This window comes from Chryseobacterium sp. NG-CE01 (assembly GCF_055695505.1).
In genome coordinates, this window is record NZ_CM146369.1 from 1989400 (window position 1) to 2006448 (window position 17049).

Annotated in this window: 14 protein-coding genes; 5 read left to right on the forward strand and 9 right to left on the reverse strand. The window is 35.1% G+C overall.

From position 1 onward, the window contains the following. The 5 genes from ACYT6F_RS09520 to ACYT6F_RS09540 form a co-directional block, all read right to left on the reverse strand. Positions 1 to 951 carry a bifunctional metallophosphatase/5'-nucleotidase gene (locus ACYT6F_RS09520; RefSeq protein ID WP_472600943.1) on the reverse strand — a complete coding sequence of 317 codons (951 nt, stop codon included), beginning with the start codon at positions 949 to 951 and terminating at the stop codon, positions 1 to 3. After that, positions 951 to 1709 (reverse strand): 5'-nucleotidase C-terminal domain-containing protein, encoded by a 759-nt coding sequence (locus tag ACYT6F_RS09525; RefSeq protein WP_472600944.1) that lies wholly within the window; start codon positions 1707 to 1709, stop codon positions 951 to 953. The genes ACYT6F_RS09520 and ACYT6F_RS09525 overlap by 1 nt, the downstream gene beginning before the upstream one ends. A gap of 285 nt (positions 1710 to 1994) precedes the next feature. Further along, positions 1995 to 2564 (reverse strand): hypothetical protein, encoded by a 570-nt coding sequence (locus ACYT6F_RS09530; protein WP_472600945.1) that lies wholly within the window; start codon positions 2562 to 2564, stop codon positions 1995 to 1997. A 570-nt stretch (positions 2565 to 3134) separates the two neighbouring features. Then, positions 3135 to 3668, reverse strand: a complete 534-nt coding sequence (locus ACYT6F_RS09535; RefSeq protein ID WP_472600946.1) for a hypothetical protein — start codon at positions 3666 to 3668, stop codon at positions 3135 to 3137. Further along, positions 3644 to 5440, reverse strand: coding sequence for a hypothetical protein (locus tag ACYT6F_RS09540; protein WP_472600947.1), 1797 nt, complete (start codon positions 5438 to 5440; stop codon positions 3644 to 3646). Before ACYT6F_RS09540 ends, ACYT6F_RS09535 begins: the two co-directional genes overlap by 25 nt. A 446-nt stretch (positions 5441 to 5886) precedes the next feature. On the opposite strand from ACYT6F_RS09540, the gene dapA reads away from it, so the two are divergent. The 4 genes from dapA to ACYT6F_RS09560 all read left to right on the forward strand — a co-directional run bounded on the left by dapA (position 5887) and on the right by ACYT6F_RS09560 (position 8725). After that, complete coding sequence (dapA, locus tag ACYT6F_RS09545; RefSeq protein WP_472600948.1) at positions 5887 to 6759, forward strand: 4-hydroxy-tetrahydrodipicolinate synthase; 873 nt, start codon at positions 5887 to 5889, stop codon at positions 6757 to 6759. 151 nt (positions 6760 to 6910) lie between these two features. Next, the gene (locus ACYT6F_RS09550) at positions 6911 to 7411 is read left to right on the forward strand and encodes a GNAT family N-acetyltransferase (protein WP_472600949.1); all 501 of its coding nucleotides are present in this window, start codon (positions 6911 to 6913) and stop codon (positions 7409 to 7411) included. Positions 7412 to 7706: 295 nt separating this feature from the next. Then, positions 7707 to 8285 carry a helix-turn-helix domain-containing protein gene (locus tag ACYT6F_RS09555; protein ID WP_472600950.1) on the forward strand — a complete coding sequence of 193 codons (579 nt, stop codon included), beginning with the start codon at positions 7707 to 7709 and terminating at the stop codon, positions 8283 to 8285. Then, positions 8282 to 8725, forward strand: a complete 444-nt coding sequence (locus ACYT6F_RS09560) for a response regulator (RefSeq protein ID WP_472600951.1) — start codon at positions 8282 to 8284, stop codon at positions 8723 to 8725. The genes ACYT6F_RS09555 and ACYT6F_RS09560 overlap by 4 nt, the downstream gene beginning before the upstream one ends. A gap of 520 nt (positions 8726 to 9245) precedes the next feature. On the opposite strand, the gene recG is transcribed toward ACYT6F_RS09560, so the two are convergent. The 3 genes from recG to ACYT6F_RS09575 all read right to left on the reverse strand — a co-directional run bounded on the left by recG (position 9246) and on the right by ACYT6F_RS09575 (position 13486). Continuing rightward, a complete protein-coding gene (gene recG, locus ACYT6F_RS09565; RefSeq protein WP_472600952.1) occupies positions 9246 to 11330 on the reverse strand; it encodes an ATP-dependent DNA helicase RecG in 2085 nt (694 codons plus the stop codon). A gap of 70 nt (positions 11331 to 11400) precedes the next feature. Next, entirely contained in the window at positions 11401 to 11934 is a 534-nt protein-coding gene (locus ACYT6F_RS09570) for a thioredoxin family protein (RefSeq protein WP_472600953.1), read from the reverse strand. Positions 11935 to 11974: 40 nt separating this feature from the next. Beyond that, positions 11975 to 13486 (reverse strand): peptide MFS transporter, encoded by a 1512-nt coding sequence (locus ACYT6F_RS09575; RefSeq protein ID WP_472600954.1) that lies wholly within the window; start codon positions 13484 to 13486, stop codon positions 11975 to 11977. Positions 13487 to 13858: 372 nt separating this feature from the next. On the opposite strand from ACYT6F_RS09575, the gene ACYT6F_RS09580 reads away from it, so the two are divergent. After that, a complete protein-coding gene (locus tag ACYT6F_RS09580) occupies positions 13859 to 14974 on the forward strand; it encodes a beta-propeller fold lactonase family protein (protein ID WP_472600955.1) in 1116 nt (371 codons plus the stop codon). Between the two features lie 205 nt (positions 14975 to 15179). Here the strand turns inward: ACYT6F_RS09580 and ACYT6F_RS09585 are convergent, their stop codons facing one another. Beyond that, positions 15180 to 16934, reverse strand: a complete 1755-nt coding sequence (locus tag ACYT6F_RS09585) for a peptide MFS transporter (protein WP_472600956.1) — start codon at positions 16932 to 16934, stop codon at positions 15180 to 15182. Positions 16935 to 17049: the final 115 nt, after the last annotated feature.

The window sequence follows — 17049 nt, forward strand, 5'->3', positions numbered from 1 at the left end:
TTATGCTATTATACTGCTGTCTATTACCTGATTATTCCAGGCAATATGTTTTATGTTTTTATTTGTATCAAAAAAGAAATCTATTCTTCCCAACAGAAGTCCTGCCCACCCTACCTGGTTGACAAGCACATTTTTACCTTGGCGGTTGACAAAAGTCTGAGGCTCGGGAAGGAAAGTATGTGTATGACCGCCTAAGATAAGGTCAATATTTTCAGTTTTGGCAGCCAGAATCTTATCGCTTATTTTATCCGGCTCGTCCTTGTAGTCGTACCCGATGTGCGAAAGACAGATCACAAGATCACACTTCTCTTCATTCTTAAGGAAGTTAGAGTAGTGTTGCGCTACATCTACGGGATCAGAATACACCGTTTCACCATACTGCTTCTTGCCTACAAGGCCGTCCAGCTGAATTCCGACTCCGAAAATCCCTACTTTGATCCCGTTTTTATTAAAGATTTTATAAGGTGAAGTTTTCCCGTCCAGAACGGTATTTTTAAAATCGTAATTGGAACATATAAAAGGAAACTTTGCATTTGGCAAAACCTTTAAAAATCCGTCCAGACCGTTATCAAAATCATGATTTCCCATGGTGGAAGCATCATATTTCATCATAGACATTAATCTGAATTCCAGTTCACCACCGAAAAAATTGAAATAAGGTGTTCCCTGAAAAATATCTCCCGAATCAAGAAGCAGTACATTAGATTCCTGACTCCTGATTTGCTGTATAAGGCTTGCCCTTCTTGCAAAACCTCCCTGATTAGGATTTTTGGTGTAGCTTGCATCAAAAGGTTCTATTCTGCTGTGCTGATCGTTGGTGTGGAGAATGGTCAGTTTAGTTGCTAATTTCACATCAGCAATCTTCAGTTCTTCTGCCATCATCATATTTGGAGCTAAAGCCATTGCCAAAGTCCCGCCGCCTATTGCTTTTAAAAAACTCTTTCTGTCCATTATTTCTTGCCGATAAAATTTAAACGAATATCTGTAGCGGGATTTACTTCAGGATTTTTTTTAAAATAATCAATAAAAAGATCTCTGAGTTTTATTCCGGTAGGGATCATTTGCCCCTTTGAAAAAAATTTCATGTTATCACCTCCCAAAGCCAGATAATCTGAGGTGGCAATATAATATTCCTGATCAGCATTTACCTTTTTTCCGTTAATGAGAGACTTTGTAAGCTGTCCGTTGTTGGTTTCAATGTATAAATGCGAAACGGGATTATTTACCTGTGTTTTTGCATAATAATCAAAAAGTCCCTGAACATCTGAACCTTTCATTTTTACGATGATCACTTCATTTTCAAAAGGCATTACTTCAAACACACTTTTGAGCAGGATATCTCCTTTACCGATGCTTGTGCGGATGCCTCCGATATTGATAAGGGCAGCGTCGATATTTTTATTGAGATTTTTTTGGGCCCACGCCTGAGCGCCGTCAAAAGTATAGTCTGCTAAAAGATTTCCCAGATTGCTGTTGTCTCCCTGTTTGTTAAGATCTACTGCGGTATAAGAGATTTTTTGGTTCATCTCTTTATCCAGCTTTTGTTTATAGGGTTCAATAACTTTTACAAACTCCTCATCATTTTTTAGCTCATTATTAATAGAAATATTCTTTTGGGTCTGTACATCCGTTACCTGCAACGGAGAAGCCGTCTTACAGGCGGAAAGCGCAGCCAGAGCCATTCCTAATAACAAGAATTTATTTTTCATATGCAGCAATTATTTTTATAAAGGTCTTATGTCGCCGGTATTGTATTTTTTTGAAACAATTTAATAAATAGCGGATTCATAATATCTTTTAGTATATGCAAATATAATTATATGTATTTATAATACTATGAATCAAATAAAAAAACCGCAGAGATTTTCTGCGGTCTGTTTATTTTAGCTTTTTGTAAATTTTATAAATAAAATAGCACAATATGATAATTAATTCTATTGTTGCAATTTTTTTAGCCTTTTATAATTATTCGCAGTTCCAAAATTAGTTTTATTTTATTTTTTGTTTTTAGTACTTGAATATTTATTAATCTTTCCCCAATAGATATTATAGAATGTTTTATCATCGCTAAGCTGTTGTATGCCTTCTGAAAAATATTTGATTACCTTTTCTTTATAAGGGCTTTCTTCATGCAGACAGTCTTCATTTTTCTCATTAAGAACTAATACAGCCGCATAAATCTCATCATGACCTTCTTCTCCATAAACAAATACGTTATATAGGGAATTATCATCGTCAAAAAGTTTTCTTTTTTCCCAAAAAAGAATCAGATTATTTTTTTCTGTAGGACGAATTTCTTTATCCCACATTCCGAATTTGTCAAACATAAATTTCTTGGTATATAGGGAAGAAAAGACCCTATTAAATTTCAGTACATTGACTGGTTTGTTAATAATTGAGGACGATTGCACTATACTATAATCAAAATATCCCTTAATGTATATATATGGAATTTTAGGATTCAAAGTTTTATTTGCTTTTCCTACTGGTTTAATTTTTTGAATATCTTGAGCGCTAATACTCAATGCAATTAATAACATAAAAAATATCGATACTTTTTTCATATTTGTTTTATAATAATTATTTTAATTGTTTTAAATTTTTCTAGCATTTTAAGCTATTTTATCTTTTGGAAATATAACGTATATTAATAATCTCTATCATCCGGAGATTTTAAACGAATGTAGAAATATACTTTTCTCCTTTTTTAAATCCATTTGTAAAACCCATATATTGCAAGCCATCAGGATAATTTTTGAAAATCAATATATTTTTATGAATAGGGTATGTCGTAAATTTACCAGCGAAATTTTCTGTTTTAATAGCTCTATCATGGTAAAAATAATTGAATACAAATGTTGAATCACTTTTAATTTCTAATTTCAAAGTATCTCCCTGTTTAAGATTAAGATATCTATAATCATCTATCCCATATTCAGTATTTTGATATGGAATATGCACATACTCACCTGCAGCTTCTTTAAAGGAATATAATAATCTGGAAGATCATCTGGAAACTCTTTATATTCACAATTACATAAAAACCAACTAGCAAATAGGAGTGTTAAAATATTATAATTTCTTTCCATGTGTATGTATTTATTAAATTGTCACCTAAAAATGTAAACCTTCTCCTATTTCTTAATCTGATTAAAATAATATCTATACTTATTATGGTCAGGATCACCTGTAAAAAAACAAAATATAAAACTGCTGTCACTTATCTTCATCTGCATTTCTTGTATTTCTAAAAATTTATTATTTTTATTTAAATACTTATCATATTTGTTATATTTATCATATATGCCAGTATATTCCATGATTATTGATGTTGAGTAATCATTTTCTTTTGAACTAATAGGATTCTTTACCAAGCTCCATTTTCCTTCTGCGTAAGGAATGAATTCAAAATTATTGTTATAGTCATTACTGTCTAAGCTTAAAAAATTTCTGACTTTAAATTTACCGTTTGCATTTAGAACTAAAATTATTGAGTCACTTGTTAATTTATCTTTTTCGTGAAACTGTCTATCTAATAAGTAAGTTCCCGCAAGTTCTTTAGTTTTAGGCAGCCAGTAAACATTCGTGTACTCCTTCTTATTATCACTTAAACAAGAAGTGATAATGAGTGGTAATAAAAGTGTTAATAAATTATTGTTTCTTCCCATGTAAATGTGTTAATTAAATTACCTCCTAAGTGAAGCCCTTCTCCTATTTCTTTGTCTGGTACAATACCTATTGTTTTTGGTCCATTCTGTACAAATCTAGTTGCTGAATCCCAGCCTAAAACATTATATATATAAAACTGTACTACAGCAACACCATTGCTTTTAGATATTATTTTTGCTCTAATAGGATATGAACCTAACATTTGTATCCCTATATTTTGATTTGATAAAGTAGCATAGTATTGTGCAAAATCATATTTAAAATACCCATTTAGTATAGTGCCGACACCAATACTATTGTTAGAAAGAGATGCTTTTAATTTATTAATTAAAGGAGTTTTGTTGTGCGTTACAGGATCTTCATAATCTCCTTTCGGAAATGTATATACCGCATTAGTAGTAGAGTTATATAAATTATTACCATTTATAACATTAGAATTCCATGTAAAATTAATACTGCTATAAGGGTTTGGCATTAACTCAAATAGCCATATGTTAAATAAATCCTGCCAATTCATTGTATCTTTATTCATATTGGTAGTTTGCTTTATTTCATTTCTCAGAGCATCAATATACATATTTAATACGACTCTTGTTGCAGCATTGTTAGTATATGGATTGCTGCTTACTTCATCATAATAAGTCTTTACAACTTTTGCTGTTTGATGAACACCTTGCGCGATAGAATTTTTAATATTTTGCTTGATTTTTCCCCAATTAGGCCAATTTGTTTGCAACTGAGTTAATGTATTATTTTGATTTGCAAGTAGTAAATCATGTGATAATGTTGATAAATTTCCTGCAAATTCGACATCTGAACTATTCTGATAATCGAGTTGGCCACTTATAAACCAACTTTCAAACTGCTGCCAAGTCGTATCTGGATTCTCCATCATGAAATTAACCATCCACTTTATAAAGGCATTTACCTGCACATAATCATAGCTGTAATTTTCCAGAGAAAGGTCGTATGTATTTACAAAAAAGGTCATATTACTGTTGGCCCACTGTTTTTGTGCCGGGGTAAGAGCATTGTACATCTGTATAAACTCCGGGCTTGCATTATCCATTGGGATAACAATTGTTCCGCCACCGCCTGCTCCGCTTCCGTTGATTGGGATATGATAAGGAAGGTTGGGGTCAGGGTAATATCCTGTGCCGCCACTGCTGCCTTCACCACCACAGTTATCGATCTTTAAAATTACCCATCCGCTTCCTTGGCAGTGCGCATCATCATGATAATATCCGTATTCACACGGAAGGTAAATGTACTGTTCGCAGTTTTCGGTCTTTCCCTGCGTTGCTGCCGGAGCTGCTTCCTTATAGACCAGCTGTATTTTCCCTTTGTAAGGCTCAGTTTCATTGTTTCGATATTTTATCGCCCAGTCCATATCCGGGATGTACTTGTAAATGGTTTTATGAATGGCTCCGTTATCCTTTTCAATAATCAGATTATAGAAGCCGTACTCTTTATCTTCTTGTACAGGTTTTACTGCCATTGAAAAGCTTGTATAGGAAGAAGAGTGGTCTATCTGTACAATTTTTTCGGGATCTATAATGAAATCTGAAAGTGAATTTTTAGAAAGCTGGTTGGGAACAGATATTTGCGAGGTAAAACTATTTCCCATCACAGCAGTGAGCTGTTCAAGGGAAATATTTCTGGATTTTCCATGATCTATATCTCTTTCGGCAGAGATGTTTTCTATTTCGCTTCTGCATCCGGACAGAAAGAACACTAATGCCAACAGCATTAGGAAATAAGTTTTTTTCATTTTTTGGGTTTTATTTTTAAAGATGTAAATTATAATTTTTTTTAATATTTCAATACCGGGAAAACCCTATATTTTTATTCGTTGTTTTACGGTTTTATTTATTCCGACCGGTTATTTTATTTTTATTACTACATTTTGAGAGTTTATTTTTACTGCGCTATTCTTTAGATTATTAATACTGTGTGTTGTATTTAGCTTAGTATTTATATGAAACAGCTTATTGTTTATAATAATCTTTACGTTTTCCTGTGATTTAATGCTGGTATTTAGTATTTTTTATCCAGTAACCCATATCATTACTTTACTGTTGTAGATTTTTATTTTACTGTAGTATATTTTTATTTCAGTATTGAAGATTCAGAAGTAATATTAAGATAAAAAAAATAACGAATAAATAAAAAGTTCTTCCTGTAAATCATTAAATTTGAAAAAAATTATTCTAACAGATGAGCATTTTAAAAGGAGTAGGTGTTGCGCTGGTAACACCCTTTAATGAAGATTTATCCGTAGATTTCGAAAGTCTTGCCAAATTGGTGGATTTCAATATCGAAAACGGAACCAATTATTTAGTTGTTTTGGGAACTACAGCCGAGGCTGCAACGCTTTCTGCTGAGGAGAAGAAACAGGTGGTTGAGCATATCATTAAAGTTACTGATAAACGCGTTCCGCTTGTGCTTGGAATTGGCGGTAATAATACTCTTGAAGTCAAGAAACAGATTGAAGAAACAGATCTTTCGGCATTTGAAGCTGTACTTTCTGTTTCTCCTTATTACAATAAACCAAATCAGGAAGGGCTTTATCAGCATTATAAGATGCTGGCTTCTACCGGAAAAAATATTATTATTTATAATGTTCCTTCGAGAACCGGACAGAATGTTGAAGCGGAAACCACGTTACGTCTGGCAAAACAATTTCCGAATCTGTTTATGATTAAAGAAGCGGCACCTAACATTCTTCAGTATTTTGATATTTTAAGGAAAAAACCTGAAGGTTTTAATCTTGTTTCCGGAGATGACGAGTTTACCCTTCCTGTTACGCTTGCTGGAGGAAACGGTGTAATTTCCGTAATCGGACAGGCTTACCCAAAAGAGTTTTCTACCATGGTGCAGCTGGCATTTGACAGAAAAGTAGATGAAGCTTATGAAATTCACAATAAGCTTGTAGAAATTACCAGGCTGATCTTTGCTGAAGGAAATCCTTGCGGAATAAAAGCAGTTCTCGCAGAAAAAGGAATTGTGAAAAATTATGTAAGACTTCCTCTGGTTACTGCATCAGAAGGCTTATGTGCTAAAATCAAAGCTGAAATGGCGAATATTTAAAAAGCAAACTTTAAAAAGTGAATAGCCAATGGTGAATTTTAGGTTTAGCATTCAGTTCACTTTATACAATAAATGGTGAAAGGTTTATAGCTTTTCACCATTTTTATTACTTCTTATTTACTTAGCTAAAGACTACACAAAAATTATATAAATGAAATTTATAAAAGCAACGGAAAAGGATATTCCATTGATTCAGGATCTGGCGAGAAGATCTTGGGAGACAGCTTACGCAGAGATACTTTCACCGGAACAGATAAAATATATGCTTGAAACCATGTATTCTCACAATGAAATTATGGCGCAGATGCAAACTCCTGATTACCATTATTATCTGATATTTGATGAAATCGGCAATTCATTTGATGGTTTTATAGGTTATGAACAAGGTTATGAGGAATATACTACAAAGCTCCACAGGATTTATCTGGTTCCGGAAAGTAAAGGTAAAGGAGTAGGAAAAGCTGCAGTTAATTTTTTAAAAGAAAAAGTTTCCGAAGGTAATGACAGGAGGATCATCCTTAATGTCAATAAAAACAATAGTGCAAAGAATTTCTATGAATCTCAGGGATTTACGGTGCATAATGAAGTGGTTCTGGATATTGGTAATGGTTTCGTAATGGATGATTATGAAATGGAATTTTTATTTCACTGATATTTGACTTAAAATTATATAACAATTAATGGTAATTCTATAAAATGTGATGTATTTTTTTTTTCATCTTTGTAAAAGAATCAAGCCACTTATAACAAATACATTATAACCTGGTTTTAAGCTTATTTAGCTTTGATCAGTATATTTTTTTTCATCCTTAGTGTTTAAATTCCTGTGTTTTATCAATGCAGGAATTTTTCTGTTTTTAAGGTAAAAGTTTGTATTTTAATTATATCACTTTTAATTGATTTAAAAGTATTATATTTACCATTATCATTAAATACATATAATAAGGATGAAAATGTATGTAAAATTTGATTTCAATACACTCTGTATGAAGGTACTGGAAGAGAAACTAAGAGATCAGGGGCTGAAATACAGGCTTCTTAATTTCGGAGAAGTAGAATTGTATGAATCGCTTAGTCAGGAGCAATGCAATACCTTCAAAAAAAAACTGGAAGATTACGGGATTGAAGTTATAGAAAGCCAGAAAACCGCACTGGTACAAAAAATAAAAGATGCGATTACGGAATTTATAGGTTCTGATGAAGTTATTCCTGTAAAGGCTTCTATTTATATTGCTGAAAAACTGAATCACAGCTACGGATACCTGTCTAATGTCTTTTCTGAGGTAGCCAATACCTCGATTGAGAACTTTATTATGATTCAGAAAATAGAATACGCAAAGGAGCTGATCATCAGTAAAAGGCATAATCTTACAGAAATTGCCCAGATCCTTAATTACTCCAGTGTTGCCCATCTCAGCACACAGTTTAAAAACATGACGGGAATTACCCCATCTTATTTCCAGAAAATAATGACAATGAGGAGAGAAGCCCATCGTCCTGATAAACAGTATTCCAAAGCAATATGAATAAAGAATACCTTAATGTGATCCTGGCAGATCATGATGAAGGCAATCTGGTCCTTTTCAGAAATATATTACAGGAATTTAAAATTCAGGTGAAAGTAAAAACCTTCTTTAACGGGAGAGAGCTGATGGATCATCTTAATCAGCATATTCTGGTTCCGGAAGTAGTCTTTATGAACTATCATCTGCCGATGAAAAATGCTTTGCAATGTCTGGGTGAAATTAAAGCTGACCAGAAATTCGATCCCATGACCACTATTGTTTATGCCGAAAGTTTATCTGCTGAGGAGGAAGAGTACGTTTTTGTAACCGGAGCCAACATATTTATGAAAAAACCTGATAATTATACTGATATGAAAAAAAATGTCACTGATGTAATTTCTGTGACGTGGCAGTATCATACTTCAGGATTGAATAAAAATAATTTTATCATGAAGGTGTGAAAAAAAGTTAATATTTATTTTGGAATTAAAATTAAAGTTCTATATTTGTACCTCAAGATTCACATAAAGGTGAAAACAATCAGGCCTGAAATTTGGTTTTCGTACCTGGGTATCAAGAGGATATAATCCGAATTAACGGATGAATCTAAGCTGAACGTAAATTTTGAGAATAAAACTAAATTATATAATTACAATGTATTTAAACAAAATGAATTATATTAATTTCCAATTAGAAAGCGCAGAAGATCTTTAAACAAAACGGTACAATCATGAAAACTTTAAAGGTAAAGAATAATTGTTTCATCCGTTCTTTATCAAGCCAAGTTAGTTTTTATAAATAAGCAGATTGGGAAGGTAATTCATTTTGTTTTTACTTTATTATCAATGAAACATCATCACATCACACACCTATATTTAACACACACCACATCACAAAATAGTAAGATGATAAAGTAATTTCTTCAAATAACAGTTTTATAAGGGGAAACCGCGTAAGGATTTATTTCTTTTCGCGGTTTTTTTATGAAATTTTACTCCATTTGTTTTTGCCTTTGTACTGTCGCAGATAATAATTTTTCAGGATCTGGTTATCCGGATTTGATAGCAGAGGATCTGTTTTAAGAATTTTTTCCACTGTATTTTTAGTAACTTTAATGATAGCCGAATCATTTACGAGGTCCAGCCTTTTAAAATCCACAACACCGCTCTGCTGGGTACCAAGAATATCACCCGGACCCCGAAGCTGCATATCGACCTCGGAAATTTTAAATCCGTCATTGGTTTCTACCATGGTTTTAATACGTGTCCTGCTGTCACTGGATAGTTTGTCGGAGGTCATCAGGATACAGTAGCTTTGTTCTGCGCCCCGTCCCACACGTCCGCGAAGCTGGTGGAGCTGCGAAAGGCCGAATCGCTCAGCGCTTTCAATAACCATTACCGAGGCATTCGGAACATTTACGCCCACTTCAATAACCGTTGTCGCAACCATAATTTCAGCTTTTCCGGAGGCAAAATAGCTCATGGCTGCATCTTTTTCGTCAGGCCTCATCTTACCGTGAAGCATGGTTACATTATATTTTGAGAAGTTATCCATTACATTTTCAAGCCCGGTCATCAGGTTTTTGTAATCTAAAGTCTCGGATTCTTCAATCAGAGGATAAACAAAATATACCTGTCTTCCTTTCTGGATCTCTTCACGGCAGAAATTATACACATATGCTCTGTCCTTTTCACGTCTATGAGCGGTAACAATAGGTTTTCTTCCCACAGGCATCTCATCAATTACCGAAACATCCAGATCAGAATAAAAGCTCATCGCCAGCGTTCTGGGAATAGGTGTAGCCGTCATTACCAGAATATGCGGCGGAATTTTATTTTTTGCCCATAATTTTGCCCTTTGTGCCACCCCGAATCTGTGCTGCTCATCAATAATAGCCAGTCCCAGATTTTTAAATTTCACTTTATCTTCCAGTACGGCATGAGTGCCGACGAGAATGGAAAGTTCACCGTTTTCAAGCTCTTCATGAATAATTTTACGGTCAGATTTTTTTGTAGATCCCGTTAAAAGTTTAACATTAACTTCCGTGTTTTCCAGAAGTTCTTTGATACCATTGTAATGCTGCTGGGCAAGAATTTCCGTTGGAGCCATGATGCAGCTCTGAAAGCCATTATCTTTTGCAATAAGCATCGTGAGTAAAGCAACCATTGTTTTTCCTGAACCTACATCTCCCTGCAGGAGCCTGTTCATCTGTATCGGACGTTTCATATCCTGTCGGATTTCTTTTAACACTCTTTTTTGAGCACCCGTTAAATCAAAAGGAAGATGGTGTTGGTAAAAATCATTAAAATAATCACCTACGATCGGGAAAGGATTTCCTGCGGTATGACTTTTATGATGAATTTTTTTTAAGCCGTAACCCAGCTGAAAAAAGAATGATTCTTCAAATCTCAGGCGGTAATCTGCTTTCCTGAAATGTTCTGCATCTTTTGGAAAATGAATGTTAAGATACGTATGTTGCCTGGAAAGAAATTTAAAAGCTTTCATCAGGTAATCCGGAAAATTTTCCTGAATAAGATTAGGAATTTCACGGCAGATATTCTTTAATACATTTTGGAAGAACTTTTGGTTCAGTCCTCTTTTGGTTAATTTTTCCGAACTCGGATAGATAGGCTTCAGCCGGTTATCACCCTCTTTTCTTTCATCAATTTCTATCTCCGGATGCGGCATGGAAAACTGATGGTTAAAAACATTGATCTTCCCGAAAATATAGATTTCCTTATTAATGGGAAGCTGCTCTTTCATCCATTTGGAATATTGGAACCATACGAGGTCCATCATTCCCGTATCATCATTAAATTTTGCGGTAAGCCTTTTGATTTTGCCGGTCTGCACTTCCTGTACACTTGTAATTTTCCCTTTAAGCTGTACGTCTGTAGACACTTCGTGAAGCTGCGCGATTTTATGAATTTTGCTTTTATCCAGATACCGGAGCGGGAAAAAATTCAGAAAGTCTTCCACCGTGGAAATTCCCAGCACATTCCTGATGAGCTTGGCTTTTTCCGGACCGACTCCTTTCACGTATTCTATGGAAGTTTCTAATGTCATTAAGAGCCCACGAATTTCGGTAAAAATTAGAAATTAAAAAAGACTTTCAAAGCTGAAAGTCCTGTATTTATTATTCTTTTATTTTAGATTTAAATTTTGTCTGGTAATCTTCCCATTGTTGCCTTGAACGGATTTTTTTAAACAGATCCTTTGAAATAAATCCCAGGTAAGGCTCCAGCTCTTTTGCAGATAATTCTCCCTGAAGAATCGTGATAGGGCCTCCTTTTTCATCCAGAAATACCGTGCTGGGTACGGCTCCTACATTCATATACTGGGTAAACTCGTGAAGAGAGTTTCTTCCTTTTTTATGTTCTGTATTAGGATTGGAAAACTTTCTGCCAAAAATCTGAATCGTACTTTTTTCTTCTGCATTAAATTTTACCGCGTAATAATTCTGATTTAGGATATCAGCAATGATGGGATTTCCGTACGTTTTTTTATCCATGATTTTACATGGCCCGCACCAGTCTGCATAAAAATCGATCAGGATTTTTTTAGGATGTTCTTTCTGAGCCTTCAGGGCTTCATCTATAGTCATCCATTTTACCTGTGCAAAATTTAGAGTGATTACGAAAAGACAAATTATGCTTATAATTTTCTTCATGATTTGATATTTATGTAAAAATAAGCATAATAGTTATGCATTACCTCACCTCCTGCATTAATTTTTTAACGAAAGGCGAGATCAAAATTAATACAACTCCGGCAATTACCGCATACAAACCTAATTGTTTATATCCATCAGTATAAGTGATCAAAGCATCATAATTGGTAGACCCCGTTTTTGCGGTAGCTAAGCCGGCGCCGATGATCCCGGCAACATACTGTCCGTACGCTGAAGCCAGGAACCACATTCCCATCATCATTCCCTGGAGATTTTTCGTTGAAAGCTTCGTCATGATGGATAGTCCGATAGGAGAGAGGCATAATTCCCCCAAGGTAATAACCAGCAATGCAATGGTAAAGAAATTCAGTGAAGTAATTCCCTGCAGATTGGCGAATAATCTTGTGGCAAATAAAATATAATACCCTAATCCTAAGAATATAAACCCTAACCCGAATTTAATAATAGTATTGGGTTCAATTTTTCTTTTGTTTAGCCAGATCCAAAGCAATCCGATTAACGGTGCCAGGAAAATAATGAAAAAGGCACCTCCGGAATTATTAACGCCATTCGGATCAAGTCCCAATAAATCATTATTCAGGTTTTTAGCGGCAAAAATGCTTAAAGAACCTCCGCTTTGCTCGTAGATTCCCCAGAATAAGATTGAAAATAAAATAAACACCAAAGCAGCTAAAAGTTTATTGCGTTCGGCAGGTGTTACTTTTGTCATTTCATAGAAAAGATAGATCAAAGTCAGCGGTCCGATGGTCCACATAAAGTAATCGGTATATTCTGTTTTAGCAACCATGACCATAATAATCGGGACAAAAATCAGCGATAATATATAGACACCATATTCCTGCCATTTTGGAATAGGTGCAGATTTTATTTCATTCTGTGGATGTCCCGGCTGCAGACCAATTGATCCCAAGCTTCTTTGTGTGAAAACAAAATTAATAAGACTGATTACCATCACAACAGCTGCCAATCCGAAAGCGATATTCCATCTTAATCCTTCAGAAATTATATTGGCAAACATTTCTCCTTTTCCAATCGCAATACAAAAGTAGCCTCCCAGTAAAGCTCCGAGATTAATTCCTGCGTAGAATAAAGAAAATCCTGCATCTGCGCGGGAATCATTCGGTTTGTAAAGCTGTCCCACCATGGAAGAGATGTTCGGTTTGAAAAATCCTGTTCCCACTACAGTAAAGGCAATTCCCAAAAAGAAAAATTTGTGGGGATCTGCTGCCAGAATCAAGCTCCCGACAATCATTAAAAGTCCGCCCCAGAACAAGGATTTTCTGAAACCTAAAATTTTATCTGCAAATAATCCTCCGATAAAAGTAAAAGCGTACACGAAAGCCTGAGTAGCACCATATTGAAGATTCGCTTCTTTTTCGTGAAAATTAAGCTGTGAGATCATGAAGAAAACCAGCATTCCCCGCATTCCATAGAAACAGAACCGCTCCCACATTTCGGAGAAGAAAAGACTCCAGATCTGTCTCGGATATTTTCCTTTAAAATTTTGTATTTCGTCTAAAGTTAAACTCATGATATATGATTAAGTTTTAATTAAGGGATTTATTAAAAATGATGACCGATTTTAAAGTGCTAATGAAAAACGTATAAGCGAATGATTGGCTCCCTCGGATAAAGGGTGTAATTCAGTAAGAACGAAGCTTGATGTTTTCATAGTTGCTAACTTACAAATTTCTTATGAATGTAAATATAAGACGCGGTAAAAATTGTAAACCGGAACTCATAATTTCTTTCGGATTTCAAATTTTTAAAATCTTGATAAAAATATAGATGCTGAAAACGTGATGATTATCCTTTTTGGCCAATAAAAAAGAAATTATTTTCACAAACAGCTGTAAGGATTCATTAAGAATTCTGTCTAAGCCTGTAATTAACAATTAAAAAAATGATAAAAAGAATTTCAATTTTAAGTATCAGCGTTTTGCTTTTAAGTTTATTTTTAGTTTCATGTTCAGATGATAACGATACGATCGCTCCCACGCCGGAAAAAGACATGGGATATGTTTTCACGATGACTAATTCCAACACATCCAATGATCTTTTGGTGTATTCCAGAGATGAGAATGGTAATCTTTCATTAAAATCTAACGTTGCAACCAATGGAGTAGGATCAGGTGGCGGATTAGGAAGCCAGGGCGCTTTAACATTAAGTACGGACAGAAAATTTCTTTTCGTAGTGAATGCGGGAGACAATTCCATTTCTTCTTTTACCGTTGCACCAAACAATGTAACGTTGGTTGGTAAATATAATCTTGTGGGGCAGAGACCTGTAAGTGTGGCACAAAGAGGAAATCTTGTTTATGTGCTGAACAGTGCCGGTGCTACGGGTGCTGCTTCTGTTGAAGGCTTTACTTTAAATGGCTCAACGGGTTCATTAAGTCCTATCGCCAATTCTTCTACACCATTATCGATGAATACCAATGCAGCACAGATTTCATTTGTATATGACAATGTTATTGTGATTGCTGAAAGAGCAACTAATCTTCTGACTTCCTATGTATTAAATGCATCTTTTATCCCGACCAATAAACAGTCATTTCCGTCGCAGGCTCCGCAGCCTTTCGGATTTGCAGTGGGTTCCGGTGGGAAGATTTATGTTACTGAAGCGAGTGCGAGCAGTTCCGTGTCCAGCTATTCTGTTTCAAATACAGGAGGTATTACCAATATCAGTACTTTGACCAATAATCAGGGAGGAGCATGCTGGGCAGTTTTGAACAAGTCAGAATCGATCGTATATTCTACAAATGCAGGAGGCAATACGATATCTTCATTTAATATTACCTCTTCCGGAATGCTTTCCGCAACACAGATTGCATTTAATATGGGTGCCGGTAACGGGCCTAATGATGCCGGATTAAGCATTAACGGAAATTATCTGTATGTTTTGGCTGCGGGAAGTGATAAAATTTACGGATATAAAGCAGAAGCTAATTCTCTGACTTCAGTTCCGGGTGCTACCATGTTTGTTCCGGGTGCTGCATTTGGATTGGCTGCCTACTAATATTAAATTTTCAACTAATTAAGATTTGAAAACCTTGAATACTTACTTCATACTTATTAAATTAGATTTAGCAGGTTCTCATATCTTACTTTAATTTCTATTTTTATTTATTTTCTAAGGTGAATTAATCAGAAATTTGATTAATTAATCAACAAAAAAACCTCTGACACGTGTCAGAGGTTTTATTATCTTTATTTGATACGGATTAGTTCACACCGTGCATCATTTTCTTTAATATCGGTGAAATCAAAGCAAGGATAACTGCTGCAATACCACACAATACCACGAATACCATGAAGAATTCGAATAAATTGTGAATTTCAAATCCTGCAAAAGTAGGATTCTGTAAAGGCAACTGGGCTTTTTCAAACGCTGCAGCCTGCTCAGCTGTTAAGGTTACTTTTTTATCCAAAACATCCTGAAGGTTTACCCCGATTTCCTGAGCTTTAGTAAATTTATCTCCTGTAGCAGGAATTAGTGCTCCCAAAGAACCCGCCAAAGCATAACCAGCAGCATTGGAGATAAAGAAAACACCATACAATAATGAAGCAAATCTTTTCGGAGCCAGCTTACCTACCAAAGATAAACCAATTGGAGAAAGGCAAAGCTCACCACAAGTCTGGATGAAATATAAAAGCATTAACCATTTGATTGCCAATAATTCTGAATTTCCAAGATCTTTTACGTTATGGGCAATGATAAAATAACTTAAAGCAATTAATGCAAGACCCATTGCCTGCTTCATCGGAGAAACCGGCTCTTTGCCTCTTGCTCTTAGTTTATCCCAGCATAAACTGAAAGGAACGGCAAGCAATACCACGAAAATTCCGTTGAAAATCTGTACCATGGAAGGCGGCATATTCCATCCGAAGATATTTCTGTCCGTCTGGTTGTCTGCAATAAATGTTAATGAAGAACCTGCCTGCTCGAAAGCTGCCCAGAAGAAAATAATAAAGAAGGATACGATATAGATTACCCAGATTCTTTGTCTTTCTACTTTGTTTTCTGCAGAAGACATGATTAAGAATGCTAAGGAAATCCCTGCTGCATAAATGAAAGGATAAATAATTCCTTTTATTAATTGTCCCATTTCAACTGCCTTGAATCCGAATTCGCCAACAAGAAGATATCGGAAAACAAAGAACAGAACAATAAATAATGCTCCTGTAATTCCTAGTGCTGCACCAGAGAATTTTGCAGTCTGCGTTTCGCCTTCTTCAAAATCTGCGCTGGTATTATGTTTTGGTAACCCTCCGATTGGTCTTCCTTCCGGAGTTACCACATATTTGTTTTTAAGGATAAAGAAGGTTACCGTGCCAATTACCATCGCGATGGAAGCTGCAAGGAATCCCCATTTGAATGCAAAGATATCTCTTACTCCTGTAGTAGCATCTTTTACATCCCCTAAATAAGGACAGATAAACTGACCTAAAAACGCTCCGATATTGATTCCCATGTAGAAGATCGTGAAAGCAGAGTCCAGTTTTGATTTTTCCTGTTTCGGGTAAAGGCTTCCCACCATGGAGGAAATGTTCGGCTTAAAGAAACCGTTTCCGAAAATAATGATGAAAAGGGCAAGCCACATAAACATTTTTGCGCTGTCAATGCTTCCTGAGAAAGTAGAGGCACTAATGAACAGTAAAAACTGACCGATGGCCATTAATGATCCACCAATTAAGATGGCATTTCTGTTACCGATATACTTATCTGCAATGAAACCACCCAAAAGAGGAGTAAGGTAACATAAAGCTAAAAATCCACCATAGATGATTGCTGCATCAGCTTCTTTTATTAATAAGGAATTTACCATGAAGAGCGTCAAAAGTGCTCTCATTCCATAAAAGTTGAAACGCTCCCACATTTCTGTTCCGAATAAAACCCACAATCCCTTCGGATGTCTGGATCCTTTATTCTCTACAAATTCATCCTGTTTCGGACTTAATGCTTCAATATTATCCATTTTTTATTGTTAATTTTTGTTAAGACTGACAAATATAGTTTTTTTTGTGTTTTCGGCAAGGTTTTAATTTTATATTTAAATAAAAAAGCTGCAGAGCAACTCTACAGCTTGTTTT

What these genes read in the sequence shown, in the direction of transcription:
- ACYT6F_RS09520 (WP_472600943.1), bottom strand. Translation starts at nt 951, where the DNA reads ATGGACAGAAAGAGTTTTTTAAAAGCAATAGGCGGCGGGACTTTGGCA.
- ACYT6F_RS09525 (WP_472600944.1), bottom strand. Translation starts at nt 1,709, where the DNA reads ATGAAAAATAAATTCTTGTTATTAGGAATGGCTCTGGCTGCGCTTTCC.
- ACYT6F_RS09530 (WP_472600945.1), bottom strand. Translation starts at nt 2,564, where the DNA reads ATGAAAAAAGTATCGATATTTTTTATGTTATTAATTGCATTGAGTATT.
- ACYT6F_RS09535 (WP_472600946.1), bottom strand. Translation starts at nt 3,668, where the DNA reads ATGGGAAGAAACAATAATTTATTAACACTTTTATTACCACTCATTATC.
- ACYT6F_RS09540 (WP_472600947.1), bottom strand. Translation starts at nt 5,440, where the DNA reads ATGAAAAAAACTTATTTCCTAATGCTGTTGGCATTAGTGTTCTTTCTG.
- dapA (WP_472600948.1), top strand. Translation starts at nt 5,887, where the DNA reads ATGAGCATTTTAAAAGGAGTAGGTGTTGCGCTGGTAACACCCTTTAAT.
- ACYT6F_RS09550 (WP_472600949.1), top strand. Translation starts at nt 6,911, where the DNA reads ATGAAATTTATAAAAGCAACGGAAAAGGATATTCCATTGATTCAGGAT.
- ACYT6F_RS09555 (WP_472600950.1), top strand. Translation starts at nt 7,707, where the DNA reads ATGAAAATGTATGTAAAATTTGATTTCAATACACTCTGTATGAAGGTA.
- ACYT6F_RS09560 (WP_472600951.1), top strand. Translation starts at nt 8,282, where the DNA reads ATGAATAAAGAATACCTTAATGTGATCCTGGCAGATCATGATGAAGGC.
- recG (WP_472600952.1), bottom strand. Translation starts at nt 11,330, where the DNA reads ATGACATTAGAAACTTCCATAGAATACGTGAAAGGAGTCGGTCCGGAA.
- ACYT6F_RS09570 (WP_472600953.1), bottom strand. Translation starts at nt 11,934, where the DNA reads ATGAAGAAAATTATAAGCATAATTTGTCTTTTCGTAATCACTCTAAAT.
- ACYT6F_RS09575 (WP_472600954.1), bottom strand. Translation starts at nt 13,486, where the DNA reads ATGAGTTTAACTTTAGACGAAATACAAAATTTTAAAGGAAAATATCCG.
- ACYT6F_RS09580 (WP_472600955.1), top strand. Translation starts at nt 13,859, where the DNA reads ATGATAAAAAGAATTTCAATTTTAAGTATCAGCGTTTTGCTTTTAAGT.
- ACYT6F_RS09585 (WP_472600956.1), bottom strand. Translation starts at nt 16,934, where the DNA reads ATGGATAATATTGAAGCATTAAGTCCGAAACAGGATGAATTTGTAGAG.